Genomic DNA, 24,084 nt, shown 5'->3' with positions numbered 1-24,084 from the left:
ACACTCCGTGCTGACTGGCAAAGGCCGCGTCCTGCGGCCCGGCAAAGCTTAGTGGCGTGCGCCGGGCTGAGGCCGGAAAGAATGCATCGGGGTTTTTCGCAAGGCGCGGTCACGGCGCGGGCTGCTTGCTGTCGGCGGGGCTGCCGAGCATCATGCCTCGAAAATGTCGTGCCACCGCCAGCCGATCCCGGCGCTGGCACGCGTGCCAATAAAAGCCTGGATAGAGAAACGATGATCGACAAAACGGATGAGCAGATCCTTCAGATCCTGAAGCATAACGCCCGCACCAGCCTGGCCGAGATCGCTCGCCGGGTACACAAGTCGCGGACTGCCGTCGAATCGCGTATCAACCGGCTGCTGGAGAGCGGCAAGATCCTCAAGTTCACCATCGAACTGGCGCAGGACGTGCGATCCAGCAACCAGACGGCGTTTCTCCTGCTGACCTTCAGGGACAAGAAGTGCCATGAGGTCTTCCCCTTGCTGAAAGTGATGCCGGGCGTGGTGCGCGGCTACTCGATCTTCGGCGAGCTCGACATGATCCTGGAAGTGAACTACGTACGGTTCGAGGAACTGATGCAGCTGAAGGAGCGCATCACGGCGCTGGAGGCTGTCGCCGAGATCGTCGTCAACCCGGTTCTGAAGGTGTGGCAATAATGACTAACGGATAGTGAAAATTACTATCGACACCTGCGTTTTTGCACTTACTTGCTATTTGGACGCGTTGTTAGAATTGCCCAACTCTTGGTTCTTTGTTCTCAATGGACGGGTTGGGTAATGATAGGGACAATCAAAAATCAGCAGCATGATAGTGTCGGTAATCATCTGTTTCAGGCACTGAGTTTTTATGGCGGTTCTTCGCACTTCTCTTCCGCCACTCGCTTTTATAGTCATTCACCGTTCTTTCGCCCCAGTCGCCCGCAGGACATCAGCGAGTCGCTGTTGAATGATTCGGCGTCGGTCAATGACCTGGCGAGTAACAACTATCTGCTGGCGCAGCGCTTGTTGTTGAATATCTATGAGCAAGACCTGGTATTCCTGCCCCAGGCGCCGAACAAACTGGACCTGCAGGAGTTCAAGAGCTTCTACGATCCGGAGCTGGCGGCCTGCGGCAAGCTCATTCGCCCGGCACTGGAGCATTTCGTCTTCGATTGGCTGGAAAAGGAAGTCGACATCAGCGGCCCTTGGTGCCTGGACGCATTCCTGACCCACACCCAGCAGGTGCTCGACGACATCGCCAAGGGTGAATCCAGCCTGCACCGGGAACTGACCGGCAGCCGGAATCCGCAGCAGGCGGCCAGGTACTTCCTGGTGCAGTGCGCCGGGGACTTCCTGAGCGAGGCCTCGGCCATGGCGCGCAATGTATTGGGTAACTTCGGCAGCCACACCAGTGAACTGTTCAAGATACTCATCGATGAATATGGCTATGGCGTCGACGAGAAGAAACACAGTTCCATTTTCGAAGAAATGTTGAAGCAGGCCGGGTTGTCACACCATATTCATCACTATTGGCAGTTCTATAGCGCTTCTTCGCTCGCGCTGATCAATTACTTCCATTATGTGTCCGCCAACCATGGCTCGCTGTTCCGCTATATTGGCGCCATGTATTTCACCGAGGCGACACTGGCCTTCACCACGCGCCATCAGTCACGCGCGATCAAGGACGTATTCGCTGGCAGCGTGCCGACGCTTTATTTCGACGAGCACAATCATATCGATGTGCACCATGGCCGCATGGCGCTGCACAAGTTGATCATTCCGCTGGTGAAGCAATATGGCGACGCCATCATTCCCGACCTGCTGCGTGGCTTCGAGGAGTTCCGGCTGCTGCAGGACAAGGCGGATGCGGAAATGTACAGCCATATTCACTGGCATGACCGTCTGGCCGAATGCCAGGCCCAGGCCGCGGCGTTGCGCCCGCTGCGCACGCCCGACATGTTCTTCAAGGAGCTGCGTGGCGAGCTGTCGGTCACCCACGTCCACCCTGTCGACGAACTGTTCTGGGTCGAAGAGGGGCAGCTGGAGTTCGTCGCCGGTCCTGAACAGAAGATCGTGCTCAATGCCGGCGAAGGCATCGTGATCCCCAAGGGCATGCTGCATGGCACCTTGGTGCTCAGTGACAGCTGCGATTATTCGGTGACGGCCCTGGGAGCGCAGGCATGAAGGTTTTCCACAGCCCAGACGCGGCGATCAACCGGGTGCAGGTGGGCGAGACCCTGTACTTCCGCAACAGCGGGCCGAAAGGCGCGCAGTTCCTGCCCGCGACCTGCCCGCACCGGGGCGGCCCCCTGCACCTGGGCAAGGCCTCCGGCGATGGCCAGGACATCGTCTGCCCGTGGCATGACATCCCCTACAAGACTTGTCGGCTGGAGCGCAAGGCACTGGTCAGCGTGAGGGTCGGCAATCAGTTGTCGTTCATCGTGCCCCACGCCGTGCCAGTCGAAACCTGGCAAGTGCTGTGAGCCACCAAGGAGCAGGCCAATGAAGACCAAGACATCCCTCACGACCTTCTACGCGACGGTCACTTTGTTCACCGCCCTCGACATGGCCATGGTCATCGCCATGGTCTGGTACGGGCTGAAAGTTACCGGGTCGGCGGTGCTGCTGGGGACCACGCTGTGCGTGGCGACTCTGGTGCCCTATATCGTCGAGCGTGTCATGGCCCGTTTCGGGCGCGTGACCCTGAGCATGCGGCGGCTGGTACTCACCCGTCTGATCATCTTCGCCGCGGTGGGGCTGCTGAGCCTGACCTCGGTGATCCAGGTCCCGGTGGGCTTCCTGCTGATAGCCTTCCTGGTCGGCATGACCGACTACTTCACCATCAGCACCCTGGAAGCCAGCAACACCAAGCTGGTCCTGGCCGGAAAGCTGAGCAGCGACGCGTCGTCGCGGCTGATGCAGACGTCGATCCAGATCGGCGCGTTCGGCGGCGCCTTGCTAGGGGGCGTGGTGGTCGATGCCTTCAGCCTGACGGTCGTTCTGCAGGGCATCTCCCTGGTGGCCATCGGTTCGCTGGCGTTGGCTTTCGTGCTCGACGAGCATCAGCAGCCAGAGGAGGGCGACAGCGTGTCGGTCGAGTCGCGCCCTGCGCGCCAGGCGATACCCGGCAAGATCGTCATGCTCATCGTTGCGCTGGGCATGATCGGCTTCCATATCGGTGCCTTCAACAGCCTGGTGCCGATCGTGTTCCAGCAGCTCAACAGCTGGAGCGCCGCGCAGTTCGGCATCGCCAGCGGGCTCGCCGGGCTCGGCGCCTTCAGCGCCGCCGTGCTGACCCGGGTGCGTCTACCGTATCTGCTGTGCCTGGCGTTCATCGTCGCGGCCGACGCGTTGATCGTGTTCGCGCAGAGCACGGTGCTGATCGGCATCGCCACCTTTGGTCTGGGCTTCTCCATCAACTATCTGCGTATCGCGTTGCGCAAACACCTGATCGAGGCGGCCGCGGACAGTGCCACGGCGGACACCTTCGCGTCGCAGAGTGCGTTCGTCTACCTGATGCTCAGTGGCTCCGCGCCGATGTTGCTGACGTTGCTGGCCTCGGCCAGCGTGTTCGGCCTCGACGCGGCCCGCCCGCTGATGATTTGCGCCGCGTTGCTCCTGGGCCTGGCAGCGCTGGGTTGGCAGCTGGCGTCTTCTCGTTCACCTTCTGTGGCAACGGAGTAAAAAGTCATGGAAAAATTCGTGATCCTGGTGGATCCGTTGTCGACCGGGCGTCTTTATGCGCCCGTGTTCAAGGCCCGAGGCTTCAAGTGCATCGCAGTGATTTCCTCCCGGGAGCTGCCGGCGCATTTCATCAACGACCTGCAGAGCGACGACTTCGAAGAGACCTTCTATTGGGACGAGGCACTGTTGCCGACGTTCAGGGACTTGCCGGTCAGCGCGGTGGTCGCCGGTTGTGAGACAGCGGTCTACCTGGCGGACCACATCGCCGAGCAGCTTGGCGTGCGCGGTAACCGCGAGTCCAGCAGTGCGCGTCGTCGGCAAAAGTTCGTCATGCAGGCCGCCTTGAAGGACAGCAACCTGGCGCACATCGAGTCGCGGCTGGTCACTTCGGTCGACGCAATCAACGAATGCCTGCACGGGCTGGACGAGCATCGCGACTATGTGGTCAAGCCGATCAACTCGGCGGCCACCGATGGCGTGGTGTTCGCCCAGGGCCGCACCGGTGTGCAGCAGGCCCTGCTGGTGGCCGGCTGGGACCAGATCAACGACCTTGGCGAGGTCAACCAGGGCTTCATCGTCCAGCCTTTCGTCGCCGGCCCCGAGTATGTCGTGGACATGGTGGCGTTCGGCTCCAGCTACGTGATCGCCTCGGTCTGCAAGTACAAGAAGATCGCGCGCAATGGCGGGCAGTTCGTCTACGAGAGCCTGGATATCCTCGACCCCGCGTTGCCTGAGCTGCAGCCTTTGATCGACTACGCACGCCAGGCGGCAGCGGCGTTGGACATCGTGGTCGGACCGATCCACATGGAGATCATCTGGGCGGACGAGGGTCCGGTCATGATCGAGGCCGGGGCGCGCCTGCATGGTGGTGTCGCGCCTTCGCTGTTCACCAGTACCTACCATCCGGCCCTGGTCGATCTCGCGGTGCAAAGCTATCTGTGTGATGACGTACATGCACGGACCGACAAGGTCAGCCTGGTGGCGCACGGGCAAGTCGGATTTTTCTATGCCGATAGCCGACGCCCATTCTCGCTGCCTGGGGCTGCCGCGCTCGACGAGGCCAAGGCGGTCGCGGGCTACAAAGGCCACAAGTACTTCGTCGAGCCAGGGCAGGCCACGGCTCCGACGATCGATTTCGCCACCTGCCCAGGCCTGTTCTGGCTCAGCCATGCCCAGGCCGAAGGGGTGACGGCGGGGGCCGAGCGCCTGCGTGCCTTGCTGTGGAACGAACAGGAAACCGACCAGTGAGCGATGCCAGACTACGTGTTCGCCCATGCGCCGCGGCGGTGGGTGTCAGCAATCCCTGTGCGGCGGTCATCTCGAATATCCGGGTGACACAGGAGCCGACCTATCTTGCGGTGCTGCAGGAAAACCTCAACGCCATTGCCGAGCGGATGGGCACATTGGAGGACGATCCGGTGTTCACCGGGTTCGCCAGTCAGCTGGCGCGCCTGGGCTACCCAGGAACGATGAGCGCCAACGAGCGGCTGCTGAAGAATTTCGTCGCGCGTGGGGTCAAGTCGATCAACACGTTCGTCGATGCCTATAACGCGGTGGCCATTCGGCACGGTATCAGCATCGGAGCGCACCGCTTCGATGAGGACCTGGACATCGAAGTCTTTCGTGCCCGGGAACCGGTGCGCATCCACCCGATGTTTGCCCGCAAGGCTCATGACGTGCCGCCCGGCGACCTGCTCTATGCGGTGCAGGGGCAGCCCTTGGCAGTGCTGGGCAGTCTGGACGCCGACTCCCATGGGCACCGCATCACCGCGGATGTGGAGCGGGTGGTGGTGGTGATCCTGGGGCATGAGGACACCTCGGCGGCGTTCAACCGTGCGCGCATCGCCGAGGTGATCGAGTTGTTGGGCCAGAGCATGCCGAAGATGCAGGCGCATTTTCTGGAGACGGTGCTCGAGACGTAGCGCCAGGACCAACGCATCCACGGCGGGGCGCATCAGCGCCCCGCTTCGCTTCAATCGAATACGCCGCGCAAGGTCAGCACGAAGTTGCGCGGCTCACCGTAGTAGTTGCCGTACTCGGACGTACCGACGCTGGCGTAGTACTTGCGGTCGAACAGGTTGTTGCCGTTCAGGGCCAGGGTCCAGTGGTCGTCGACCTTGTACTCGAGCATGGCGTCGTAGACCGCGTAGCCGCTCTGGCTGAAGTCGAACGGGGCTTCGCCCACGGTGTTCCAGTTGGCGTCGAAGCGGTAGGCCTTGCCTTCCACGTAGCTGGCGCTCTGGGCGGTGACCCCGGCGCCGACGCGCCACGCCGACCAGTCGCCCGGCAGGGTGTAGACCGACCAGAGTTTGAACAGGTGCTTGGGTGTGACGGTGCTGTACAGCGTCTCCTCGCTCTGGTCGTCCATCAGGTTGAGGGTATAGCCGGCGATCACATCCCAGCCCGGGAGGATTTCGCCGGTGGCCTCCAGGTCGATACCCTTGCTGACCACCTTGCCCTGGCCGATGAAGCAGCAGGAGGCGCTGTAGCTGAACGGTGTGTCGGGATAGGCGGGGTCCTTGATCGCCTGGTGTTCACGCTTGGTGTAGAACAGCGCGGCGCTGAGGTTCAGCGCGCCGTCGAACAGCTCGCCCTTGATCCCGGTCTCGTAGGTCTTGCCGGTCATCGGGTCGAGGGAGGTGCCGGACTTTTCCGGGCCTTTGAGCTTCTGCGCCTGGGGCTTGTAGATCTCGGCGTAGCTGACGTAGGTCGACCACTGGTCGTCGAGCGCGTAGATCAGGCCACCGAATGGCACCAGGGTGGTCGGCTCGCTGTGCGAGACCTGGTCCTGGCGGGCCCAGTCCCCGGAGCCGTCGCGGTTGCGCGTGGCGTAGGCCTGCTCGAAGGTATAGCGCTGGGCGCGGGCGCCGATCACCAGCTTGAGCGGGTCGGCCAACTGCAGGCGCAGGGTGGAGTACAGGCCATACTGCTTGCGTTTGTTGGGGTAGTAGTCGCGGTAGAAGGCATGGTTGGTGGCCTCGGTCGGCAACGGTGTCGACTGCGGGTCCCACAGGTCGATCATGCCGCCCAGGCCGACCTTGCCCTGGGCCGCCCGCCAGCGGCTGGTGACCTCCTGGTAGTCGCCACCCACCAGCAGTTCGTGCTGGCGGCCGAGGGCGTCGAAGGTGCCGGAGAGGTTGACGTCGAACACCGACTGCTTGCTCCAGCTGGAGACATAGCTGCCCCACCAGTAGGGGCCGGTGTTGCTGTTCTCGTCAACGGAGCCGTAGGGGATCACGCCTTCGGTGGAGCCTTCGTTGTACGAATAGGTGTAGGAGGTGTTGAGCTTCCAGTCATCGGAGAAGCGATGGTCGAGCTTGGCGAACAGCTCGCGGGTGTAGCTGTCGTTCCAGGCGCTGTTGGTGGTGTACCAGGTATGCCGCGGCAGTTTCAGGTCGCCGCCGGTGCTGTAGCGCGGCAGGCCGTCGCCCACGCCGTTTTCATGGACCTTGTCGTAGCTGCCGCCGAAAGTGAGCATGGTGGCGTCGCTGACGTCGGCCTCGAGCACGCCATAGAAGAACGGCCGTTCGGTGCTGCGGTTGTCGAAGAAGTACTGGCGGTCCTGGTAGGCGGCCACCATCCGTCCGCGCAGCTTGCCGTCGAAGGCCAGGGGACCTGTGACATCCACTTCGCTGCGGTAGTTGTCCCAGGAACCCGCCGAGGCTTCGAGCTTGAGCTGGTAGTGATCGAGTGGGCGCTTGCGCACCAGGTTGACGATGCCGCCGGGGTTGCCGGTGCCACCGAGCAGGCCGCTGGCGCCGCGCAGCACTTCGACATGGTCGTAGGCGGCCAGGTCGTACTTGCGCTGGCTGTAGAAGGTGCCCAGGCCGTTGCCGATGTCCATCGGTGCCGTGCCGTCGATCTGCAGGTTGTCGATCGCAAAGCCGCGGGAGATGAATTCCTGGGTGTTGAAATTGACGTTGCGCAGGGTGATGCCGGGGGTGAACTTCATCGCGTCGTCGAGGCTGACCATGCGCCGGTCCTCGATCAGCTGGCGGCTGACCACCGATACCGACTGCGGGGTGTCCTTAAGGCTTGTCGGGGTCTTCGAACCCACGCTGACCAGCCCGGTGGTGTAGGAGCGCGTGCCCTCGGTGGCCTGGCCCATGCCCTGCCCCTGAACCTGCGTGCTGCCGAGTTCCAGGGCGCCGCCGCTGTCGGCGGCGGGCTGCAGCGCCCAGTTGCCGTCGGCGGCCTGCACGGCCTTGAGCCCGGTGCCTTCAAGCATCAGGTACAACGCCATGTCGGTGGGCAACTGGCCGCGCACCGGCCTGGCCTGCCTGCCCTGCACCAGCTGCGGGTCGTACGGCAGGCTGATGCCGGCCTGCTCGGCGAAGCGGTTGAGGGCTTCGGCCAGCGGCGCGGCGGGCAGGTCGTAACGGCGCAGCGGCTGTTCGGCCAGCACGGGGTGGGTCAGGCCGATGCCGGCGCCAAGCAGCAGGGCCTGGGCGAGCAAGGTGGGGCGGTAGCGGGACAGCAGATCCATCGGAAGCTCCTGGGAATTGGCAGGTGTTTTTCCTGTTTGTCGAAGGAGCGGTGAAAACCCGTAAACGAGAATCGATTTTCTTTACGCCGGGAGGATGCGCACCCACAACGCGGTGCGCCATTGCAGGCGCACCGGCCAGGTGTGGGCCAGGCTGCGCAGGGCATTGTCGGTGTCGTCGAGCTGGAACACCCCGGAAACGCGCAGGCCGGCCACCGCCGGGTCGCAGCCGACCCAGCCTTCGCGCTGGCGGGCCAGGGTCTCGGCCAGTTCGGCCAGGGGCATGTCGTTGGCGATCAGCAGGCCACGGGTCCAGGCCGAGCCCTGGGCCTGGGGAGTGGCCAAGGGCTGCGCGCCATGGCGATCGATGCGGTACTGCTCGCCGGCCTTGGCCAGTTGCTGGGCTCGCCCGGGCACCTGGATCGCGACCTGGCCCTGGTCGATGGCCAGGCGCGTGTTGCCGCGCGCCTGGCAGACATCGAATGCCGCGTCGAACGTCCACAGGCTGGCCTCGGCGCTGGTCACGCACAGGGGGCGTTGCCGGGTGTCGCCCTGCGCGCGGACATAGACCTGCCCTTCAAGCAGTTCGACCCGGCGTTCGGTCGCGCTGAAGCGCACGTTGACCGCGCTGCGGCTGTTGAGCTGCAGCTCGCTGCCATCGGCCAGCTGGACATGGCGGCGCTCTCCGGTGCGGGTGCTGTGGTCGGCCAGGCTCAGGCGCCAGGGTGAGTGTTGCAGTGCCGTGCCGCTCAGGCCCAGTCCCAGCAGGCCGAGGGTGAGCAGCTTGAGGGCGTGCCGGCGATCCGCCCGCTCGGGCGCCGTCAACGCACGCAGGGCAACGCCCCCGGGCAGCTCGCGGGCCTGGCTGAAGCAGGCCTGGGCTTCCTGCAGGGCCTGCCAGGTGGCTTCGTGGCGCGGGTCGCGCTGGCGCCAGGCCAGGCAGGCGGCACACAGCGCCGGCGCATGCTGCGCCGACTCGAGCCTGACCAGCCAGCCGATAGCCTGGTCGAGCACCTCGTCGCTCATGGTTCCAGCCTTGCCAGGTAGCAGTGGCGGATGGCCTTGACCATGTACTTCTCGACACTGCTCAGGCTGATCCCCAGGTGATGGGCGATTTCCTGGTAGCTCATGCCTTCCAGGCGCGACAGCAGGAAGGCCATGCGCACCTTCGCCGGCAGGCCATCGAGCATGGCGTCGATCTGCATCAGCGTTTGCAGCAAGATAAGCTGGCGCTCGGCCGAGGGCGCCTCGGGTTCCGGCAGGTTGGCCAGGGCCTGCAGGTAGGCGGTCTCCAGCTTGTGCCGGCGCTGGCGGTCGATCATCAATCCTTTGGCCACGCTGCTGAGCCAGGCTCGCGGCTGGCGCAACGTCGGGATCAGCTCCGGCCGGCCAAGCAGTTGCATGAAGGTGTCGTGGGCCAGGTCGGCGGCGTTGTCGGCATGTTGCAGGCGTCGCCGCAGCCAGCCCAGCAGCCAGGCGTGGTGGTCCTGATACAGCGCATCCATGGCCGGGCGTGGTGGCGGAAGTGAGGGTGAGGGCACGACGAGCCTCTCCTGCAAAAGGAATGAGAGAGATGCAGATGGGAATCGATCTCAATCCTACGGGGTTTGCGGTCGTGCGCTCAAGAGGGAGTCAGTCCTTTGTGGGAACCGGGCCTGTCCTGCGAAGCGGCATGCATCGACATGGCCGGCATTCGCGGGGCAAGCCCGCTCCCACGCACAGTCCTGGTCCCAGCGCGAAAGCATGCCGATGGTCAGGTCAATGTGACCGTGGCTGCCTGCCGCAGATCACCGGAATCCCCGATCCCCGCGCCCGCGCCAGCAGCTCCTCGGTATCGTCACCGCCCGGCAGCGCCAACACCAGGTCGGGCCGGCTGTCGCGCAGCATGAAGACGTTGCGCAGGCGTTCGGCCAGCTTGCCGTGCAGCTGCCAGTTGGGCGGGTAGCGCACGATGTCGGCGCCTTGTTCGCGGGCCCAGCCTTCGATCTCGCCGCCCAGGTGCTGGCTGCCGCCGTGGATCAGCACCCGGATCGGTTGCTGGCGCTGGAGGGCGTCCAGCGCCTGGCGGCAGCGTTGGCTGTCGGTGTAGTTGCGCCCCGCGCAGATCAGTACACGCATGGCCATCCCTCAGAACCACTGGCCGAAGCGGCGGATGTACAGGGTCTTCATGCCCTGGGCCACCAGGCAGTAGCCCAGCAGGGTGGCGACCAGCCACGGGAAGTATTCCCACGGCAGCGGCACCAGCCCGACCATCGCCCCCAGCGGCGAGAACGGGATGTAGATGCCCAGGCACATCACCAGGCCGGTGGCCAGGATCACCGGCAGCGCCGCGGTGCTCTGGAAGAACGGCACCTTGCGGGTGCGCAGCATGTGTACCACCAGCGTTTGCGAGAGCAGCCCCTCGATGAACCAGCCGGACTGGAACAGCGCCTGCATTTCCACGCTGTTGGCGGCGAACACGTACCACATCAGGGCGAAGGTGGTGATGTCGAAGATCGACGAGGTCGGACCGATCCACAGCATGAAACGGCCGATGTTGCGGGCATCCCATTTGCGCGGCTCGCGCAGGAACTCCTTGTCCATGCGATCCCACGGCAGCGACAGCTGGGAGAAGTCGTACATCAGGTTCTGCAGCAACAGGTGGATCGCCAGCATCGGCATGAACGGGATGAACGCGCTGGCCACCAGCACCGAGAATACGTTGCCGAAGTTGGAGCTGGCGGTCATGCACAGGTACTTCATGATGTTGCCGAAGGTTTCGCGGCCCTTGAGCACGCCTTCCTCCAGCACCATCAGGCTCTTTTCCAGGAGGATGATGTCGGCCGACTCCTTGGCGATGTCGGTGCCGCTGTCCACCGAGATGCCCACGTCGGCATCGCGCAGGGCCGGGGCGTCGTTGATGCCATCGCCAAGGAAGCCCACGGTGTGGCCGTTGGCCTGTAGCGCCTTGAGTACCCGCGACTTCTGCAGCGGGGCGAGCTTGGCGAACACCGTGCGTTCTTCGACCAGTGCCTTGAGCTGGGTGTCGTCCAGGCGTTCGATGTCCTGGCCGAGCAGTGGCTGGCCGGGTTCCAGCCCCACTTCGCGGCAGACCTTGCAGGTGACCACCGGATTGTCGCCGGTCAGTACCTTGACCTTCACCCCCATCTCGCGCAAGGCGGCGATGGCCGGGCCGGCGGTTTCCTTGGGCGGGTCGAGGAAGGTCAGGAAGCCACGGATCACCAATTCGCGCTCGTCCTCGGTGCGGTACTGAGCCTTGCCGTCGGCGGCGGGAATATCGCGGGTGCCGACCAGCAGCACGCGGAAACCATCCTGGTTGTAGGCGCTGGCGGTGGCCATCAGTTGCTGACGACGCCCGGCGTCCAGGACGACCCGCTGGCCGTGCTCTTCCACATGGGTGGCGATGGCCAGCATTTCCTCGACGGCGCCCTTGCTCACCAGCAGGTGCTCGCCCAGGGCGTCCTTGACGATCACCGACAGGCGCCGGCGAATGAAGTCGAAGGGCAGTTCGTCGACCTTGGCGTAGGCATAGGGTGGCTGGAAGCCTTGGTCTTCGCCGGCAAAGCGCAGCACGGCCTGGTCCATCAGGTTCTTCACGCCGCTCTGGTGGTGGCTGTTCAGCCAGGCCAGTTCCAGCAGGCGCGGGTCCTTGTGGCCGCTGGGGTCGACGTGGTGCTCGAGGATGATGCGGTCCTGGGTCAGGGTGCCGGTCTTGTCGGTGCACAGCACGTCCATCGAGCCGAAGTTCTGGATGGCATTCAGACGCTTGACCACCACCTTGCGCCGGGCCATGGCCATGGCGCCCTTGGCCAGGTTGGCACTGACGATCATCGGCAGCATTTCCGGGGTCAGGCCCACGGCCACGGCCAGGGCGAACAGGAAGGCGTCGCTCCAGTCACCCTTGACCACGCCGTTGAGCATGAACACCACCGGTACCATCACCAGCATGAAGCGGATCAGCAGGCGGCTGACGCTGTTCACGCCACGGTCGAAGGCGGTCTGGCTGCGCGAGCCGACGATGGCCTTGGCCAGCGAACCGAAGTAGGTGCGCTTGCCGGTGGCCACCACCACGGCGCGGGCGCGGCCGCTGACCACGTTGGTGCCCATGAAGCCGATGTTGGGCAGGTCGAGCAGGTTGCTTTCGCCGCTGGCGTGGTCGGCGGCGGATTTCTGCGCGACGTGGCCGAGGGTGTCGTACTTCTCTACCGGCAGTGCTTCACCGGTCAGCACGGCCTGACTGATGAACAGGTCGCGGGACTCGATCAGGCGGATATCGGCGGGGATCATGTCGCCAGCGGCCAGCTGCACGATATCTCCGGCCACCAGTTCGTTCATCGGCACTTCGCGCAGGCGTGGCGGTTGGTCGTGGCGTTCGCGGCGCAGCACGGTGGCGGTGGTGCGGACCATGGCCTTGAGCGCGTCGGCGGCCTTGCCCGAGCGGTATTCCTGCCAGAAGCGCAGCAGGCCGCTGACGCTGACCATGGTCATGATGATGATGACCTTGGTCAGGTCGGCCTCCTCCATGTCGCCTGCGCGCAGCGGCAGCCAGTAGTCGGTGACGAAGCTGATACCGGCGAGAGTGAGCAGTACGTAGATGAAGGGGTTGTGCAGCGCCTTGAACAGTTGCAGCAGGGCCGGTTGCGGCTTGTCGTGGGCGACTTCGTTGGCGCCGTCGCGCTGCAGGCGCTTGGCGGCCTCGTGCTCGGTCAGGCCCAGTTCGCTGGCATCGAGGTTGGCGAAGGTGACGGTGAGGCTGTTGCGCGCTTCGCGGGCGGCGCGCATGGAGAGGCGGGTATTTTCGCCGGCTTTTTGCTGGGTGTTGCGCTCTTTTACGGTCATTTGGCTGTGCTCCTGCCGCAGGAGGCGGCACGACACACAGTCGACTCACGGTGGGGGCGGTGAGTGAAAGTGTCTCGTGTCGCAATCTTTTAAACAGTGAAAAACGTGATTTTTCCGACGTTTACGTGTTCGCTGGCGAATGCCGGAAATAAGATCGGCAGCGAACTTTCTACTGGCTGATTCCATGGTCGGTTAATCCCTTTGTTAAATGGCGGGCAATAGCATTCCAACGAACTTTAATTATTTAAAGTTCGGAAATTTCTGACGAATTAAATGGCGTCAGTTCAGCGAACGGACAGCATCGCGCGCGTCACTGCAGGCAGCAACGGGCGCGCTATCGACTGGGCGGTTCCAGGGACGAGGACAGGCCCCAGCCGAGTACAGGACGGTGCGGGGCCTGGTGCGCACAGGCGCGCAGGCGAGGGATGGCGATATCGAGGTTCATGAGCTTGCCTCCGACCGGGCGGGCACCCGGGGCGGCAAGCTACGGCGGAGCAGCAGGCTCTGGCGCGGCTTGCCCGACCTAGGGGCGGGCCCGGAGTTCCGGTTCAAGTGCCTGACGCCCGAGGGCGGCCAGACAGCGACTAGATACTGTGTCCATTGAATTCTTCGTGAGTTGAAATAAAGGCCCGCTTTTCGGGGCGGGTGAACTTTATGCAAAGCATAGTGGGGAAGTCAACCGGGGAGGTGTAACTTAAATAAGTTTAATCTGGCGCAAGGTGAATTAATCTGGGGCAATCGTGGGGCTTGCACATACGTTATTGATTTAGCGGGGACCTGTGGGAGCGGCTTTAGCCGCGAACACCGGCGCAGCCGGTGCCATCCACCGCGTCGCTTGCTTCGCGGCTGAAGCCGCTCCCACAGGGTGTGCGCGCTCCTGCCCGGTCAAGGCAGAAGCGGGCATTCGATCAGGCCTTGGCGCCGAGGATGATGTGCGAAGCCTTGATCAGCGCGGTGGCTTTCACGCCCGGCTTGAGGCCAAGTTCCTGCACCGCTTCGCGGGTGACGATGGCATACACCTCGGTACCACCGGAGAGCTTCAGCACCACCTCGGCGTTCACCGCGCCGTCACCGACGCGTACCACTTCGCCTTCCAGGCTGTTGCGCGCGGACAGCTTGTAGCCGGCTGCGTCGGTCATCAGCACTACCCACGGCGCCTTGACCAGCGCGACAGCCTGCTTGCCGACATTGATGTTGAGGCTGTGCAGGCTGGCCATGGTCACCACCGCGACCAGTTTCTCGCCACCGCCCAGGGTCAGCTCGACTTCGGCATTCACCGCGCCCGACTGAACGTTGCTGACCTTGCCTTCGAAGACATTGCGTGCACTGACTTTCATGGGGAAACGCTCCGTGTATGAATCATCGCGCCCGAGGGATTCAGGCGCGTACATAAACCCAGGCGGTCAGCCCCGAGGCGAGGCTGACGGCGATACGCTTGTAGTCCGACACTTCGTAGCGGTCGGCGGCGGCCAGCTCTTGTTCGCTGATCTGGAAGACCATGCCGGCAACGCTGTCCTCGGCCCGCTCGCTGGGGGAGACGATGGGGTGGTGGCTCTTGCCGCTGGTGGCCAGCACTTCAGGGTCGGTGATCTGCACCCAGTCCTGGCGATAGCCCGGCATGCGGTCGGCCTGGCCGGTCAGTTCACGGCCGAAGTTGGCCAGTTGCACGGCCTTGTCCTGCAAGGTGCCGTAGGAGAACAGCAGTACCGGGTAATCGCTGGACGGTTGCATGGCTTATTCCTGCGTGGGCGGGGCGATCCGTGCTTCCAGCTCGGCGAACTGCTTTTCCAGCGCTTCGAGGCGAGCACGGGTGCGGGCCAACACTACCATCTGGCTGTCGAACTCCTCGCGGCTGACCAGGTCGAGCTTGCTGAACGCACCTTGCATCAGCACCTTGAACTGGCTTTCCAGTTCGGCGCGGGGCGCGGCGGTGTCGCCGCTGAACAGGCGCGAGGCCTGGTCGCTCAGGGCATCGAGGAAGGCTTTGGGCGCGAGCATGTCTGGTATCCGCTGATCACTGAAAGGGCAGCAGTGTAGCACGGGGCTCCGGGCCACTTGCGCTGCACGCTTTTCGCGCAGGGCGGCCAAAGGTCGCGCACCGATTTTGTGCGCTTTTTCCCTGCTGGCGATTGGCCAATCCCTACCGATTCGCGCAACTACCTGTTTTCCCGTGACTTGCGCCAACTGGCAAGGTTTCTGCAAAGACCTGAGCGAGCCATGCACTGATGCAGTCCCTTGTGACCAGGCAGTGCGCAGGCGGAGCCGGAGGATTCACAGCCGGATCGTGCGTCGGCGGGGAGGATGGAGCCGACGACGCGTTACAAAGCCAGGCGCTGCGCTTAGACTTGAGACGGGTTTGTTTTCCTGGGGCAAGTCCACCAAATCGGGAGAGAGTTTCATGAAGCTAGTCACTGCCATCATCAAGCCGTTCAAGCTGGACGACGTGCGCGAGTCGTTGTCGGAAATCGGCGTGCAGGGCATCACCGTGACCGAAGTCAAAGGCTTCGGTCGGCAGAAGGGTCACACCGAGCTGTACCGCGGCGCTGAATACGTGGTCGATTTCCTGCCCAAGGTGAAGATCGATGTCGCCATCGACGACAAGGACCTCGATCGGGTGATCGAAGCCATCACCAAGGCGGCCAACACCGGCAAGATCGGCGACGGCAAGATCTTCGTGGTCAATCTGGAGCAGGCGATCCGCATCCGTACCGGCGAAACCGATACCGACGCGATCTAAGCGCTACAAAAAAGCCTCACCAAACCCAACGCCCCAGGAGAAAACAACATGACTCTGCGCAAGATCGCAGGGCTAGGAGCCCTATTGTCCCTCGTAATGCCAGGGCTGGCCCTGGCCGAGGAAGCTGCCGCCCCCGTGCTGAACTCCGGTGACACCGCCTGGATGCTCACCTCGACGGCGCTGGTCCTGTTCATGACCATTCCGGGCCTGGCCCTGTTCTACGGCGGCATGGTCCGTTCCAAGAACGTGCTCTCGGTGATGATGCAGTGCTTCGCCATCACTGGCCTGATCAGCATCCTGTGGGTCATCTACGGCTACAGCCTGGCCTTCGACACCACGGGCATGGAAAAGGGCGTGCTCAACTTCAGTTCCTTCGTCGGTGGCTTCTCCAAGGCCTTCCTCAGCGGCGTCACGCCGTCGGGCCTGACCTCGGCCACCGCGCTGTTCCCCGAGGCGGTGTTCATCACCTTCCAGATGACCTTCGCCATCATCACCCCGGCGCTGATCGTCGGTGCTTTCGCCGAACGCATGAAGTTCTCGGCGATGCTGATCTTCATGGGCGTGTGGTTCACCCTGGTCTATGCGCCGATCGCGCACATGGTCTGGAGTGGTGACGGCGCGCTGATGTGGGACTGGGGCGTGCTGGACTTCGCCGGCGGCACCGTGGTGCACATCAACGCCGGTATCGCCGGCCTGGTCTGCTGCCTGGTGCTGGGCAAGCGCAAGGGCTACCCGACCACGCCGATGGCCCCGCACAACCTGGGCTACACCCTGATGGGCGCGGCCATGCTGTGGATCGGCTGGTTCGGCTTCAACGCCGGCTCCGCCGCCGCGGCCAACGGTACCGCCGGCATGGCCATGCTGGTGACCCAGATCGCCACCGCCGCCGCCGCCCTGGGCTGGATGTTCGCCGAGTGGATCTTCCACGGTAAGCCAAGCGCGCTGGGTATCGCCTCGGGCGTGGTCGCGGGCCTGGTGGCCATCACCCCGGCAGCCGGCACCGTCGGCCCGATGGGCGCCCTGGTGATCGGCCTGGTGTCGGGTGTGGTCTGCTACTTCTGCGCCACCAGTCTCAAGCGCAAGCTGGGCTATGACGACTCCCTCGATGCCTTCGGCGTGCATGGCATCGGCGGCATCGTCGGCGCCCTGCTCACCGGCGTGTTCGCAGCGCCGGCCCTGGGCGGCTTCGGCGCGGTGACCGACATCGCCGCGCAGTTCTGGATCCAGGCCAAGGGCGTGATCTTCACCGTGGTCTATACCGCCATCGTCACCTACGTGATCCTCAAGGTGCTGGACCTGGTGATGGGCCTGCGGGTCAGTGACGAAGAAGAGTCGGTCGGCCTCGACCTGGCTCAGCACAACGAGCGCGGCTACAACCTGTAATCGCGACGCTGGAAAACTTGCCCGGTTCGCCGGGCATTTTTTTGCCTGTAGTTTGCCGTTTTGCAGCGGGCAAACGGTTTCTCTGTCCTGTTCGCGACCTGGGTCGAAAACTTACAAGTCATTGGGCGTTTCTGGTGCTTTGCTTTTTCTCCGAGCGCGCTAGAATGCGCGCCGAAGGGTGTGAGGCGAGGACGCCGCGCACTTGCGCCAGCCTTTGCTAGGCTTGCCAATAGCCTGTGGCCAGCAAGGGCTCAAAAATTTTGTCAGGCCTTGCCAGGAGCAGGGCCTGCAGGGTGCCGGGCCCCCCATGAGGGGGTGGACACCCAGGGCAGTGGCCAATCCACGGCCAGTTGAATTTTCACTGGTGGCTGCCGGTCTACGGCTGCACCGGTCTATAACTAACCTGCTTTTCGCAAGTCATGAGGTAGAACATGAGCGACGACGATCTGGAAAATGACGACCTCGAAGTAGGCGACGAAGACGAGGGTGATGAAGGCCTCGAAGCAGCGGCTGACGACGGCGCGGAAGACTCCGGCGACGACGACAGCAGCCCGGCACCCGCTGCCAAGGGCAAATCCAAGGCGGCAGTCTCGGTAGACGAGATGCCGAGCATGGAAGCCAAGCAGAAAGAGCGCGATGCGCTGGCCAAGGCGATGGAAGAGTTCCTGTCGCGCGGTGGCAAGGTGCAGGAAGTGGAGGCCAACGTGGTCGCCGATCCGCCCAAGAAGCCGGACAACAAGTACGGCAGCCGCCCTATCTGAGTGGCTGAACGCAAAAAAGCCCGCCGTCGCTGCGGGCTTTTTTGTGGGCGTCGACTGTTAGTCAGACCAACGTGGGAGCGGGCTTGCCCCGCGATGGCGGTTTGGCGCTGATACCGCCATCGCGGGGCAAGCCCGCTCCCACGAAAAACCTATTTGGCTGCAGAGTGCAAAGCCCGGTCAGCGCCAGCGCGCGAGCACGTCGGGCAACTGCGACAGCCGCTGGATCTCCGCATCCGGCGCCCGCTCGCCACTCCAGGGCTTGTGCTGCGGGTTGAACCACACCGCGCGCAGCCCGGCGCGCTGGGCCCCGGCGATGTCGTCGCCCGGGTGGTCGCCGATATGCACCGCTGCCCCGGCATCCGCTTCACCACGCTTCAGCGCTTCGAGGAACGGTGCCGGATCCGGTTTGCCGATGCCCAGGTCTTCGGCGCACAGCGCGAACTTGAAGTAGTCCGCCAGCCCCAGGCGGCGCACGTCGGCATTGCCGTTGGTGACCACGCCCAGGATGTAGTGGTGGCGCAGGATCTCCAGCACCGGCTGCACCTCGGGGAATACCTCCACCTGGTGCCGCGCATGCAGGAACACTTCGAAGCCTTCGTTGGCCAGCTCCTGGGCGTGCTTCTCGCTGTAGCCGACCTCTTCCAGGGCATGGAACAGCACCCGACGGCGCAGGGCGCTGATGCGGTGCTTGAGCCCCGGCTCGGCCTGTACCAGGCGTTCGCGGATGGCGAACAGGTGCTCGACCGGCACCCCGCCGAGAATCGGCGCGTTGGCTTCGAGCCAGTCGCGCAGGACGACTTCGGCGCTGGCGATGACCGGCGCGGTGTCCCACAGGGTGTCGTCCAGATCGAAAGTGATCAGCTTGATGCTCATGAGTCCGTGCCCTTGCTGCGTTTGGCCCGAGGGTGGGCGCTGTCGTACACCGCGGCCAGGTGCTGGAAGTCCAGGTGGGTATAGATCTGCGTGGTGCTGATGTCGGCGTGGCCGAGCATCTCCTGCACCGCGCGCAGGTCCTGGGACGACTCCAGCAGATGGCTGGCGAAGGAATGGCGAAGCATGTGTGGGTGCAGGTGCTGGCCGAGCTCGCGCTCGCCGGCGGCCTTGACTCGCAGTTGGATCGCTCGGGGGCCGAGGCGGTTGCCCTGGCGTGAGACGAACACCGCGCCGTCCCGTGGCCCGGCGATGCCACGCAGGCGCAGCCACTGCTGCAGCGCTTCGCGGGCCTTGCGTCCGACCGGCAGTACACGGCTCTTGCCGCCCTTGCCAAGCACTTGGACCAGCCCGGCGGCCAGGTCCAGGTGGTCGAGATCCAGGCCGGTCAGTTCCGACAGGCGCAGGCCCGAGGAGTAGAACAGCTCGAGAATGGCCTGGTCGCGGCGGGCGATGAAGTCGTCATCCACGCCGCCATCGAGCAGCTGCAGGGCACGGTCGGTATCGAGGGCCTTGGGCAGGCGCCGTTCGCCCTTGGGCGGCGACAGGCCGTCCGCCGGATCGTGCTGGCACTGGCCTTCGCGGTTGAGATAGCGGTACAGGCCGCGCACCGCCGAGAGCAGGCGTGCCAGGCTGCGTGAGGATTGGCCGTGGTGATGCTGGCGCGCCACCAGCTGGCGCAACTGTTGAACCTGCAACGCCTGCCAGCCGGCGATGCCTTGGGCGTTGCAGAATTCGATGACTTTATCGAGGTCGCGACGGTAGGCCAGCAGGGTGTGCTCGGACACCTGGCGCTCGTTGCGCAGGTGCGCGCAATAAGCCTCCAGCTGGCGTTCCATCAGCGCACCGAGCGCAACGTCTGGGTGAAGCGCGGCACCACGCGGCCAAGCACCTCGGCGATGTAGCTGAGGAACAGGGTGCCGACACTGCTCTTGTAGTGCTGTGGGTCGCGGCTGCCGATCGCCAGCACGCCGTGCAGGCCCTGGTACTCGAGGGCGGCCACGGCGCTGGAGCCGACTTCCTTGTGCTGCGCATCGCCGAACAGGAAGGCCAGTTCATGTTCGCGCAGGCTGCCGCTGATGGTCTTGCCGCCGCTGATCAGGCCGCCGATGGCTTGCTGCGCCTCGGCGCCCGACACCCAGCGCCCGACCGGCGCGGCATTTTCACCGAACAGGATCAGGCTGACGAAGGGCACCTGGAATTCCTGGCGCAGGCTGTCCTCGACCGCCATCACCACTTCTTCCAGGGTGCCGGCGTCGAGCAGGTCGAGGATCAGGCGCCGGGTCTTGTCGAACAGCCGGTCGTTGTCGCGGGCCACGTCCATCAGTTGCGACAGGCGGTGGCGCATCTCGATGTTGCGGTCACGCAGCAGCTTGAGCTGGCGCTCCACCAGCGACACGCTGTCGCCGCGCTGGTGGGGAATGCGCTGCTCGATCAGCAGCTCGTCGTGCTCGGCGAAGAAGGTCGGGTGGGCGCGCAGGTAGGCGATCACGGTTTCGACGTCGAGTTCGGGTGCAACGTTAGGCTGATCGGTCATGGCGGATACTCGCTTAGAAACGAACTTGTCCTTCAAAGACTCGGACGGCGGGGCCGGTCATCAGCACCGGCTGGCCTTGGCCGCTCCACTCGATGCTCAGACGCCCGCCTGGCAGGTCGATGGTCACCGGCGAGTCCATCCAGCCCTGACTGATCGCCGCCACGGCGGCGGCGCAGGCACCGGTGCCGCACGCCTGGGTTTCGCCGGCGCCGCGCTCCCACACGCGCAGGTTGGCGCGGTGGCGGTCGACGACCTGGATGAACCCGGCATTGACCCGCTGCGGGAAGCGCGGGTGATGTTCGATCTTCGGACCCAGCTCGTGGACCGGCGCGCTGCGAACGTCATCGACACGCAACACCGCGTGCGGGTTGCCCATGGACACTGCGGCGATCTGGTGCGCGCGGCCGTCGACTTCCAGCGTGTAGCTGCTCGCCTGCTCGTCGGCGACGAACGGGATCTCGCCCGGGGCGAAGCGTGGCGGGCCCATGTCGACGCAGATCTGGCCGTCGTTGCGCACGTCGAGCTCGATGATGCCGCCTTTGGTCTCGACGCGGATGCGCTTCTTGGCGGTCAGGCGCTTGTCCAGCACGAAACGGGCGAAGCAGCGTGCGCCATTGCCGCACTGTTCGACCTCGGAACCGTCGGCGTTGAAGATCCGGTAGCGGAAGTCCACCTCCGGATTGTTCGGCGCCTCGACGATCAGCAACTGGTCGAAGCCGATGCCAGTGTTGCGGTCGCCCCATTGCTTGGCGTGCTTGGGCTGGATGTGTGCGTGCTGGCTGACCAGGTCGAGGACCATGAAGTCATTGCCCAGCCCGTGCATCTTGGTGAAACGCAGCAGCATGGGCTTACTCCGGCAGCAGGCTTTCGCCAGCGAAAAGTTCGGCGATGGTCTCGCGGCGGCGCACTTCGAAGGCTTGATCGCCGTCGACCAGCACTTCGGCGCAACGGCCACGGGTGTTGTAGTTCGAGCTCATGACGAAACCATAGGCGCCCGCGGACTGCACGGCCAGCAGGTCGCCCTCGGCCAGGTCCAGTACGCGGTCCTTGCCCAGGAAGTCGCCGGTCTCGCAGATTGGCCCGACCAGGTCATAGACGCGGCCTGTGCCCGCGCGTGGCTTGACCGCGCTGATCCCCATCCAGGCCTGGTACAGCGCCGGGCGGATCAGGTCGTTCATTGCCGCGTCGATGATGGCGAAGTCCTTGTGTTCGGTGTGCTTGAGGTATTCCACGCGGGTCAGCAGCACGCCGCCGTTGGCGACGATATAGCGGCCCGGCTCGAACACCAGGGCCAGGTCGCGGCTGCCAATGCGTTCGCGAATGGCCTTGATGTAGTCGGCCAGCACGGGCGGCTGCTCGTCGCGATAGCGCACGCCGACACCGCCGCCGAGATCGAGATGACGCAGGTGGATACCGCACTCGGCCAGGCGATCGACCAGCACCAGCAGGCGGTCGAGGGCATCGAGGAAGGGCTCGACGGTGGTCAGCTGCGAGCCGATGTGGCAATCGACACCGATCACGTCCAGGTTCGGCAGCTGCGCGGCGCGCACGTAGATGGCCTCGGCGTCGGCAATGGCGATGCCGAACTTGTTCTCTTTGAGACCGGTGGAAATGTACGGATGGGTGCCGGCGTCGACGTCCGGGTTCACTCGCAGCGACACCGGGGCCGTCTTGCCCATTTCGGCGGCAACGACCTGGAGGCGCTCGAGCTCGTCGGTGGACTCGACGTTGAAGCAGTGCACGCCGACTTCCAGGGCGCGGCGCATGTCTTCACGGGTCTTGCCAACCCCGGAGAACACCACGCGATCGGCGCGGCCACCGGCGGCCAGGACGCGCTCCAGCTCACCGCCGGAGACGATGTCGAAGCCCGCGCCGAGACGCGCCAGAAGGTTCAGCACGCCCAGGTTGGAGTTGGCCTTGACCGCGAAGCAGACCAGGTGCTCGACCCCTTGCAGCGCGTCGGTGTAACTGCGGTACTGGGCCTCGATGTGAGCGCGCGAGTACACGTAGGTGGGCGTGCCGAAACGTTCGGCGATCGCCGTCAGGGCCACCCCTTCCGCGAACAGCTCGCCGTCGCGGTAGTTGAATGCGTCCATGGGATTTCCTTACTGCGCGGGCGACTCTTCTAGCTGCTCTTGCGGCTGCTCCAGCACCGGTTGCGGCTGGACAGGCTTGGCATGCTGGTGCGATTTGCGCGGACCTTTACCGTCCTTGCCGTCTTCGGGCAGGTACAGGGGGCCTTTCTGACCGCAGGCCGAAACGAGGCAGGCAACCGCGACCAGCGCCGCGAGCGAGGAAATCAGGCGTTTCATGGGTGAAATCCTTGGAAATATGCAGTATTGCGGCCGAGTATACCCAGCGGCTACCTGATTGCCTATGCAAGGGGCGCCCCCGCTCGGCGGGGCTGGGCGACCGAAGGGCATGCGGCTTTTTCTTACAGCTATTAGCTTGTAGCTTGAGGCGTTCGCCCTTATCGTGCCCGCCTTGCCTGTAACGCAGTCATTTTTCGAGGTCCCTGCAATGAGTTTGAGCGAAGCGCGTTTCCACGATCTGGTCGACGCGACCCAACAGGCCCTGGAAGACCTGTTCGACGAAAGCGGCCTGGATCTGGACATGGAGAATTCCGCCGGTGTGCTGACCGTCAAGTTCGACAACGGCAGCCAGCTGATCTTCAGCCGCCAGGAGCCGCTGCGCCAGCTGTGGCTGGCCGACCGTTCCGGTGGTTTCCACTTCGACTACGACGAAGAGAGCGGCAAGTGGGTGTGCGAGAAGAGCGAAGAGCTGCTGGGCGAGATGCTCGAGCGCATCGTCTGGGAGCGGGCCGGCGAGAAGCTGGACTTCGACGAGATCTGAGATGAGCGACCTGCCCCGGCCACCCAAGCCGCTCTACAGCAACGTGAGCCCGGCGGTGCCGTCACCTTGTATCAGCATATGTCGGCTGGATGAGCACAAGGTCTGCACCGGCTGCCACCGGCATGTCGAGCATATCCGCGAATGGCGCTCGGCCGATGACGAGCGGCGCCGGCAGATCTGCCGCGAGGCGCTGGCCCTGAAAACGCGGGCATCGGCATAGGCACAACGAAGGTGTGGGCTTGAGTATTTGCCTCGCTGTGGTAGTGTCAGGGTCTGCGTCGATGACGCCACAGCATTTCACAAACCCCGCCCTTGGGCGGGGTTTTGCTTTATCTGCCTGTTGAAAATTGCCTGTTCAAAGGAGTCTGACTGGATCATGAGCACCAAGCCTTCCCTCATCCTCACCCGCTTGGACGTGCAGCGTCTCGAGCGCCTGCTCGACGACCTCGATGAAAGCACCCCGGGTGTGCTCGCCCTGCAGGATGAGCTGGACCGTGCCGAGCAGGTGGTCGGGCATGAAGAGGTGCCGGCCGGCGTGGTGACCATGAATTCACGGGTGCACTGCCGCGAGAGTGCCAGCGGCAAGGACTACCACCTGACCCTGGTGTATCCGAAGGATGCTGGCCCGGAAGGCAATGTCTCGATCCTTGCGCCGATCGGCTGCGCGCTGCTGGGCCTGTCGGTAGGCGACCAGATCGACTGGCCGGCACCGGGCGGCAAGACCCTCAAGCTCGAATTGCTGGCGGTCGAGTACCAGCCGGAGGCGGCAGGGGATTTCGATCTCTGATGCTGCGTGGGTTCCCTGTAGGAGCGGCCTTGTGTCGCGACAGGGCTGCGCAGCAGCCCCGGCAGTTTTACATGATGCGAAGATCCTGGGGCCGCTTCGCAGCCCTTTCGCGAC

26 protein-coding genes are annotated in these 24,084 nt (G+C 64.2%); 12 read left to right on the top strand and 14 right to left on the bottom strand.

Annotation, left to right across the window (positions count from 1 at the left end):
- The first annotated feature begins 231 nt into the window (after nt 1-231).
- The 6 genes from ACYUME_RS25835 to ACYUME_RS25810 all read left to right on the top strand — a co-directional run bounded on the left by ACYUME_RS25835 (nt 232) and on the right by ACYUME_RS25810 (nt 5,582).
- Nucleotides 232-654 carry an Lrp/AsnC family transcriptional regulator gene (locus ACYUME_RS25835; protein WP_279885429.1) on the top strand — a complete coding sequence of 141 codons (423 nt, stop codon included), beginning with the start codon at nt 232-234 and terminating at the stop codon, nt 652-654.
- 285 nt (nt 655-939) lie between these two features.
- Nucleotides 940-2,160 carry an iron-containing redox enzyme family protein gene (locus ACYUME_RS25830; RefSeq protein WP_460417564.1) on the top strand — a complete coding sequence of 407 codons (1,221 nt, stop codon included), beginning with the start codon at nt 940-942 and terminating at the stop codon, nt 2,158-2,160.
- On the top strand, nt 2,157-2,459 hold the full coding sequence (locus ACYUME_RS25825; protein WP_279885433.1) for a Rieske 2Fe-2S domain-containing protein: 303 nt from the start codon (nt 2,157-2,159) through the stop codon (nt 2,457-2,459). The genes ACYUME_RS25830 and ACYUME_RS25825 overlap by 4 nt, the downstream gene beginning before the upstream one ends.
- 19 nt (nt 2,460-2,478) lie before the next feature.
- Nucleotides 2,479-3,660, top strand: a complete 1,182-nt coding sequence (locus ACYUME_RS25820; protein WP_460417563.1) for an MFS transporter — start codon at nt 2,479-2,481, stop codon at nt 3,658-3,660.
- Between the two features lie 6 nt (nt 3,661-3,666).
- On the top strand, nt 3,667-4,908 hold the full coding sequence (locus tag ACYUME_RS25815) for an ATP-grasp domain-containing protein (RefSeq protein ID WP_460417562.1): 1,242 nt from the start codon (nt 3,667-3,669) through the stop codon (nt 4,906-4,908).
- Entirely contained in the window at nt 4,905-5,582 is a 678-nt protein-coding gene (locus tag ACYUME_RS25810; RefSeq protein ID WP_460417560.1) for a phenylalanine--tRNA ligase beta subunit-related protein, read from the top strand. Before ACYUME_RS25815 ends, ACYUME_RS25810 begins: the two co-directional genes overlap by 4 nt.
- Nucleotides 5,583-5,632: 50 nt before the next feature.
- Here the strand turns inward: ACYUME_RS25810 and ACYUME_RS25805 are convergent, their stop codons facing one another.
- The 8 genes from ACYUME_RS25805 to ACYUME_RS25770 form a co-directional block, all read right to left on the bottom strand.
- Nucleotides 5,633-8,146 carry a TonB-dependent siderophore receptor gene (locus ACYUME_RS25805; RefSeq protein ID WP_460417558.1) on the bottom strand — a complete coding sequence of 838 codons (2,514 nt, stop codon included), beginning with the start codon at nt 8,144-8,146 and terminating at the stop codon, nt 5,633-5,635.
- Between the two features lie 81 nt (nt 8,147-8,227).
- A complete protein-coding gene (locus tag ACYUME_RS25800) occupies nt 8,228-9,169 on the bottom strand; it encodes a FecR domain-containing protein (protein WP_460417556.1) in 942 nt (313 codons plus the stop codon).
- Nucleotides 9,166-9,648 (bottom strand): sigma-70 family RNA polymerase sigma factor, encoded by a 483-nt coding sequence (locus ACYUME_RS25795; protein ID WP_279885489.1) that lies wholly within the window; start codon nt 9,646-9,648, stop codon nt 9,166-9,168. Before ACYUME_RS25795 ends, ACYUME_RS25800 begins: the two co-directional genes overlap by 4 nt.
- Before the next feature lie 253 nt (nt 9,649-9,901).
- Nucleotides 9,902-10,261: a DUF2493 domain-containing protein gene (locus ACYUME_RS25790; RefSeq protein ID WP_460417554.1), complete on the bottom strand. Its 360-nt coding sequence runs from the start codon at nt 10,259-10,261 to the stop codon at nt 9,902-9,904.
- A gap of 9 nt (nt 10,262-10,270) precedes the next feature.
- Nucleotides 10,271-12,982 carry a magnesium-translocating P-type ATPase gene (gene mgtA, locus ACYUME_RS25785; protein WP_460417552.1) on the bottom strand — a complete coding sequence of 904 codons (2,712 nt, stop codon included), beginning with the start codon at nt 12,980-12,982 and terminating at the stop codon, nt 10,271-10,273.
- A 908-nt stretch (nt 12,983-13,890) separates the two neighbouring features.
- Nucleotides 13,891-14,319 (bottom strand): TOBE domain-containing protein, encoded by a 429-nt coding sequence (locus ACYUME_RS25780; RefSeq protein WP_460417550.1) that lies wholly within the window; start codon nt 14,317-14,319, stop codon nt 13,891-13,893.
- A gap of 40 nt (nt 14,320-14,359) precedes the next feature.
- Nucleotides 14,360-14,713, bottom strand: a complete 354-nt coding sequence (locus tag ACYUME_RS25775) for a gamma-glutamylcyclotransferase family protein (RefSeq protein ID WP_460417548.1) — start codon at nt 14,711-14,713, stop codon at nt 14,360-14,362.
- Between the two features lie 3 nt (nt 14,714-14,716).
- Nucleotides 14,717-14,980, bottom strand: coding sequence for an accessory factor UbiK family protein (locus tag ACYUME_RS25770; RefSeq protein ID WP_279885463.1), 264 nt, complete (start codon nt 14,978-14,980; stop codon nt 14,717-14,719).
- Between the two features lie 400 nt (nt 14,981-15,380).
- On the opposite strand from ACYUME_RS25770, the gene glnK reads away from it, so the two are divergent.
- The 3 genes from glnK (at nt 15,381) to sutA (ending at nt 17,863) form a co-directional block, all read left to right on the top strand.
- Complete coding sequence (glnK, locus tag ACYUME_RS25765) at nt 15,381-15,719, top strand: P-II family nitrogen regulator (RefSeq protein WP_002555808.1); 339 nt, start codon at nt 15,381-15,383, stop codon at nt 15,717-15,719.
- A 48-nt stretch (nt 15,720-15,767) separates the two neighbouring features.
- A complete protein-coding gene (locus ACYUME_RS25760) occupies nt 15,768-17,102 on the top strand; it encodes an ammonium transporter (protein WP_279885466.1) in 1,335 nt (444 codons plus the stop codon).
- A gap of 431 nt (nt 17,103-17,533) precedes the next feature.
- Nucleotides 17,534-17,863, top strand: coding sequence for a transcriptional regulator SutA (gene sutA, locus ACYUME_RS25755; protein WP_134688994.1), 330 nt, complete (start codon nt 17,534-17,536; stop codon nt 17,861-17,863).
- Between the two features lie 177 nt (nt 17,864-18,040).
- Here the strand turns inward: sutA and ACYUME_RS25750 are convergent, their stop codons facing one another.
- The 6 genes from ACYUME_RS25750 to lptM are packed head-to-tail and all read right to left on the bottom strand — an operon-like array spanning nt 18,041 to nt 22,642.
- Entirely contained in the window at nt 18,041-18,736 is a 696-nt protein-coding gene (locus ACYUME_RS25750) for an HAD family hydrolase (RefSeq protein WP_279885471.1), read from the bottom strand.
- Complete coding sequence (gene xerC / locus ACYUME_RS25745) at nt 18,733-19,632, bottom strand: tyrosine recombinase XerC (protein ID WP_279885473.1); 900 nt, start codon at nt 19,630-19,632, stop codon at nt 18,733-18,735. The genes ACYUME_RS25750 and xerC overlap by 4 nt, the downstream gene beginning before the upstream one ends.
- Complete coding sequence (locus ACYUME_RS25740) at nt 19,632-20,330, bottom strand: DUF484 family protein (protein ID WP_279885476.1); 699 nt, start codon at nt 20,328-20,330, stop codon at nt 19,632-19,634. Before ACYUME_RS25740 ends, xerC begins: the two co-directional genes overlap by 1 nt.
- 13 nt (nt 20,331-20,343) lie before the next feature.
- Nucleotides 20,344-21,174 (bottom strand): diaminopimelate epimerase, encoded by an 831-nt coding sequence (dapF, locus tag ACYUME_RS25735; protein WP_460417544.1) that lies wholly within the window; start codon nt 21,172-21,174, stop codon nt 20,344-20,346.
- Nucleotides 21,175-21,178: 4 nt separating this feature from the next.
- Nucleotides 21,179-22,426 carry a diaminopimelate decarboxylase gene (lysA, locus tag ACYUME_RS25730; RefSeq protein WP_460417542.1) on the bottom strand — a complete coding sequence of 416 codons (1,248 nt, stop codon included), beginning with the start codon at nt 22,424-22,426 and terminating at the stop codon, nt 21,179-21,181.
- Nucleotides 22,427-22,435: 9 nt separating this feature from the next.
- The gene (gene lptM, locus ACYUME_RS25725) at nt 22,436-22,642 is read right to left on the bottom strand and encodes an LPS translocon maturation chaperone LptM (protein WP_460417540.1); all 207 of its coding nucleotides are present in this window, start codon (nt 22,640-22,642) and stop codon (nt 22,436-22,438) included.
- A 208-nt stretch (nt 22,643-22,850) separates the two neighbouring features.
- Here lptM and cyaY point away from each other — a divergent pair, with 208 nt between their 5' ends.
- The 3 genes from cyaY to rnk all read left to right on the top strand — a co-directional run bounded on the left by cyaY (nt 22,851) and on the right by rnk (nt 23,970).
- The gene (gene cyaY, locus ACYUME_RS25720; protein ID WP_054902389.1) at nt 22,851-23,183 is read left to right on the top strand and encodes an iron donor protein CyaY; all 333 of its coding nucleotides are present in this window, start codon (nt 22,851-22,853) and stop codon (nt 23,181-23,183) included.
- 1 nt (nt 23,184) lies between these two features.
- Nucleotides 23,185-23,403 carry a DUF1289 domain-containing protein gene (locus ACYUME_RS25715; protein ID WP_050703272.1) on the top strand — a complete coding sequence of 73 codons (219 nt, stop codon included), beginning with the start codon at nt 23,185-23,187 and terminating at the stop codon, nt 23,401-23,403.
- A 156-nt stretch (nt 23,404-23,559) separates the two neighbouring features.
- Nucleotides 23,560-23,970: a nucleoside diphosphate kinase regulator gene (gene rnk / locus ACYUME_RS25710; RefSeq protein ID WP_028688614.1), complete on the top strand. Its 411-nt coding sequence runs from the start codon at nt 23,560-23,562 to the stop codon at nt 23,968-23,970.
- Nucleotides 23,971-24,084 lie beyond the last annotated feature (114 nt).

It is taken from the genome of Pseudomonas sp. microsymbiont 2 (assembly GCF_054788395.1).
This window is presented reverse-complemented; position numbering and strand designations above follow the sequence as displayed.

What these genes read in the sequence shown, in the direction of transcription:
- ACYUME_RS25835 (WP_279885429.1), top strand. Translation starts at nt 232, where the DNA reads ATGATCGACAAAACGGATGAGCAGATCCTTCAGATCCTGAAGCATAAC.
- ACYUME_RS25825 (WP_279885433.1), top strand. Translation starts at nt 2,157, where the DNA reads ATGAAGGTTTTCCACAGCCCAGACGCGGCGATCAACCGGGTGCAGGTG.
- ACYUME_RS25820 (WP_460417563.1), top strand. Translation starts at nt 2,479, where the DNA reads ATGAAGACCAAGACATCCCTCACGACCTTCTACGCGACGGTCACTTTG.
- ACYUME_RS25815 (WP_460417562.1), top strand. Translation starts at nt 3,667, where the DNA reads ATGGAAAAATTCGTGATCCTGGTGGATCCGTTGTCGACCGGGCGTCTT.
- ACYUME_RS25805 (WP_460417558.1), bottom strand. Translation starts at nt 8,146, where the DNA reads ATGGATCTGCTGTCCCGCTACCGCCCCACCTTGCTCGCCCAGGCCCTG.
- ACYUME_RS25800 (WP_460417556.1), bottom strand. Translation starts at nt 9,169, where the DNA reads ATGAGCGACGAGGTGCTCGACCAGGCTATCGGCTGGCTGGTCAGGCTC.
- ACYUME_RS25795 (WP_279885489.1), bottom strand. Translation starts at nt 9,648, where the DNA reads ATGGATGCGCTGTATCAGGACCACCACGCCTGGCTGCTGGGCTGGCTG.
- ACYUME_RS25790 (WP_460417554.1), bottom strand. Translation starts at nt 10,261, where the DNA reads ATGCGTGTACTGATCTGCGCGGGGCGCAACTACACCGACAGCCAACGC.
- mgtA (WP_460417552.1), bottom strand. Translation starts at nt 12,982, where the DNA reads ATGACCGTAAAAGAGCGCAACACCCAGCAAAAAGCCGGCGAAAATACC.
- ACYUME_RS25780 (WP_460417550.1), bottom strand. Translation starts at nt 14,319, where the DNA reads ATGAAAGTCAGTGCACGCAATGTCTTCGAAGGCAAGGTCAGCAACGTT.
- ACYUME_RS25775 (WP_460417548.1), bottom strand. Translation starts at nt 14,713, where the DNA reads ATGCAACCGTCCAGCGATTACCCGGTACTGCTGTTCTCCTACGGCACC.
- ACYUME_RS25770 (WP_279885463.1), bottom strand. Translation starts at nt 14,980, where the DNA reads ATGCTCGCGCCCAAAGCCTTCCTCGATGCCCTGAGCGACCAGGCCTCG.
- glnK (WP_002555808.1), top strand. Translation starts at nt 15,381, where the DNA reads ATGAAGCTAGTCACTGCCATCATCAAGCCGTTCAAGCTGGACGACGTG.
- ACYUME_RS25760 (WP_279885466.1), top strand. Translation starts at nt 15,768, where the DNA reads ATGACTCTGCGCAAGATCGCAGGGCTAGGAGCCCTATTGTCCCTCGTA.
- sutA (WP_134688994.1), top strand. Translation starts at nt 17,534, where the DNA reads ATGAGCGACGACGATCTGGAAAATGACGACCTCGAAGTAGGCGACGAA.
- ACYUME_RS25750 (WP_279885471.1), bottom strand. Translation starts at nt 18,736, where the DNA reads ATGAGCATCAAGCTGATCACTTTCGATCTGGACGACACCCTGTGGGAC.
- xerC (WP_279885473.1), bottom strand. Translation starts at nt 19,632, where the DNA reads ATGGAACGCCAGCTGGAGGCTTATTGCGCGCACCTGCGCAACGAGCGC.
- ACYUME_RS25740 (WP_279885476.1), bottom strand. Translation starts at nt 20,330, where the DNA reads ATGACCGATCAGCCTAACGTTGCACCCGAACTCGACGTCGAAACCGTG.
- dapF (WP_460417544.1), bottom strand. Translation starts at nt 21,174, where the DNA reads ATGCTGCTGCGTTTCACCAAGATGCACGGGCTGGGCAATGACTTCATG.
- lysA (WP_460417542.1), bottom strand. Translation starts at nt 22,426, where the DNA reads ATGGACGCATTCAACTACCGCGACGGCGAGCTGTTCGCGGAAGGGGTG.
- lptM (WP_460417540.1), bottom strand. Translation starts at nt 22,642, where the DNA reads ATGAAACGCCTGATTTCCTCGCTCGCGGCGCTGGTCGCGGTTGCCTGC.
- cyaY (WP_054902389.1), top strand. Translation starts at nt 22,851, where the DNA reads ATGAGTTTGAGCGAAGCGCGTTTCCACGATCTGGTCGACGCGACCCAA.
- ACYUME_RS25715 (WP_050703272.1), top strand. Translation starts at nt 23,185, where the DNA reads ATGAGCGACCTGCCCCGGCCACCCAAGCCGCTCTACAGCAACGTGAGC.
- rnk (WP_028688614.1), top strand. Translation starts at nt 23,560, where the DNA reads ATGAGCACCAAGCCTTCCCTCATCCTCACCCGCTTGGACGTGCAGCGT.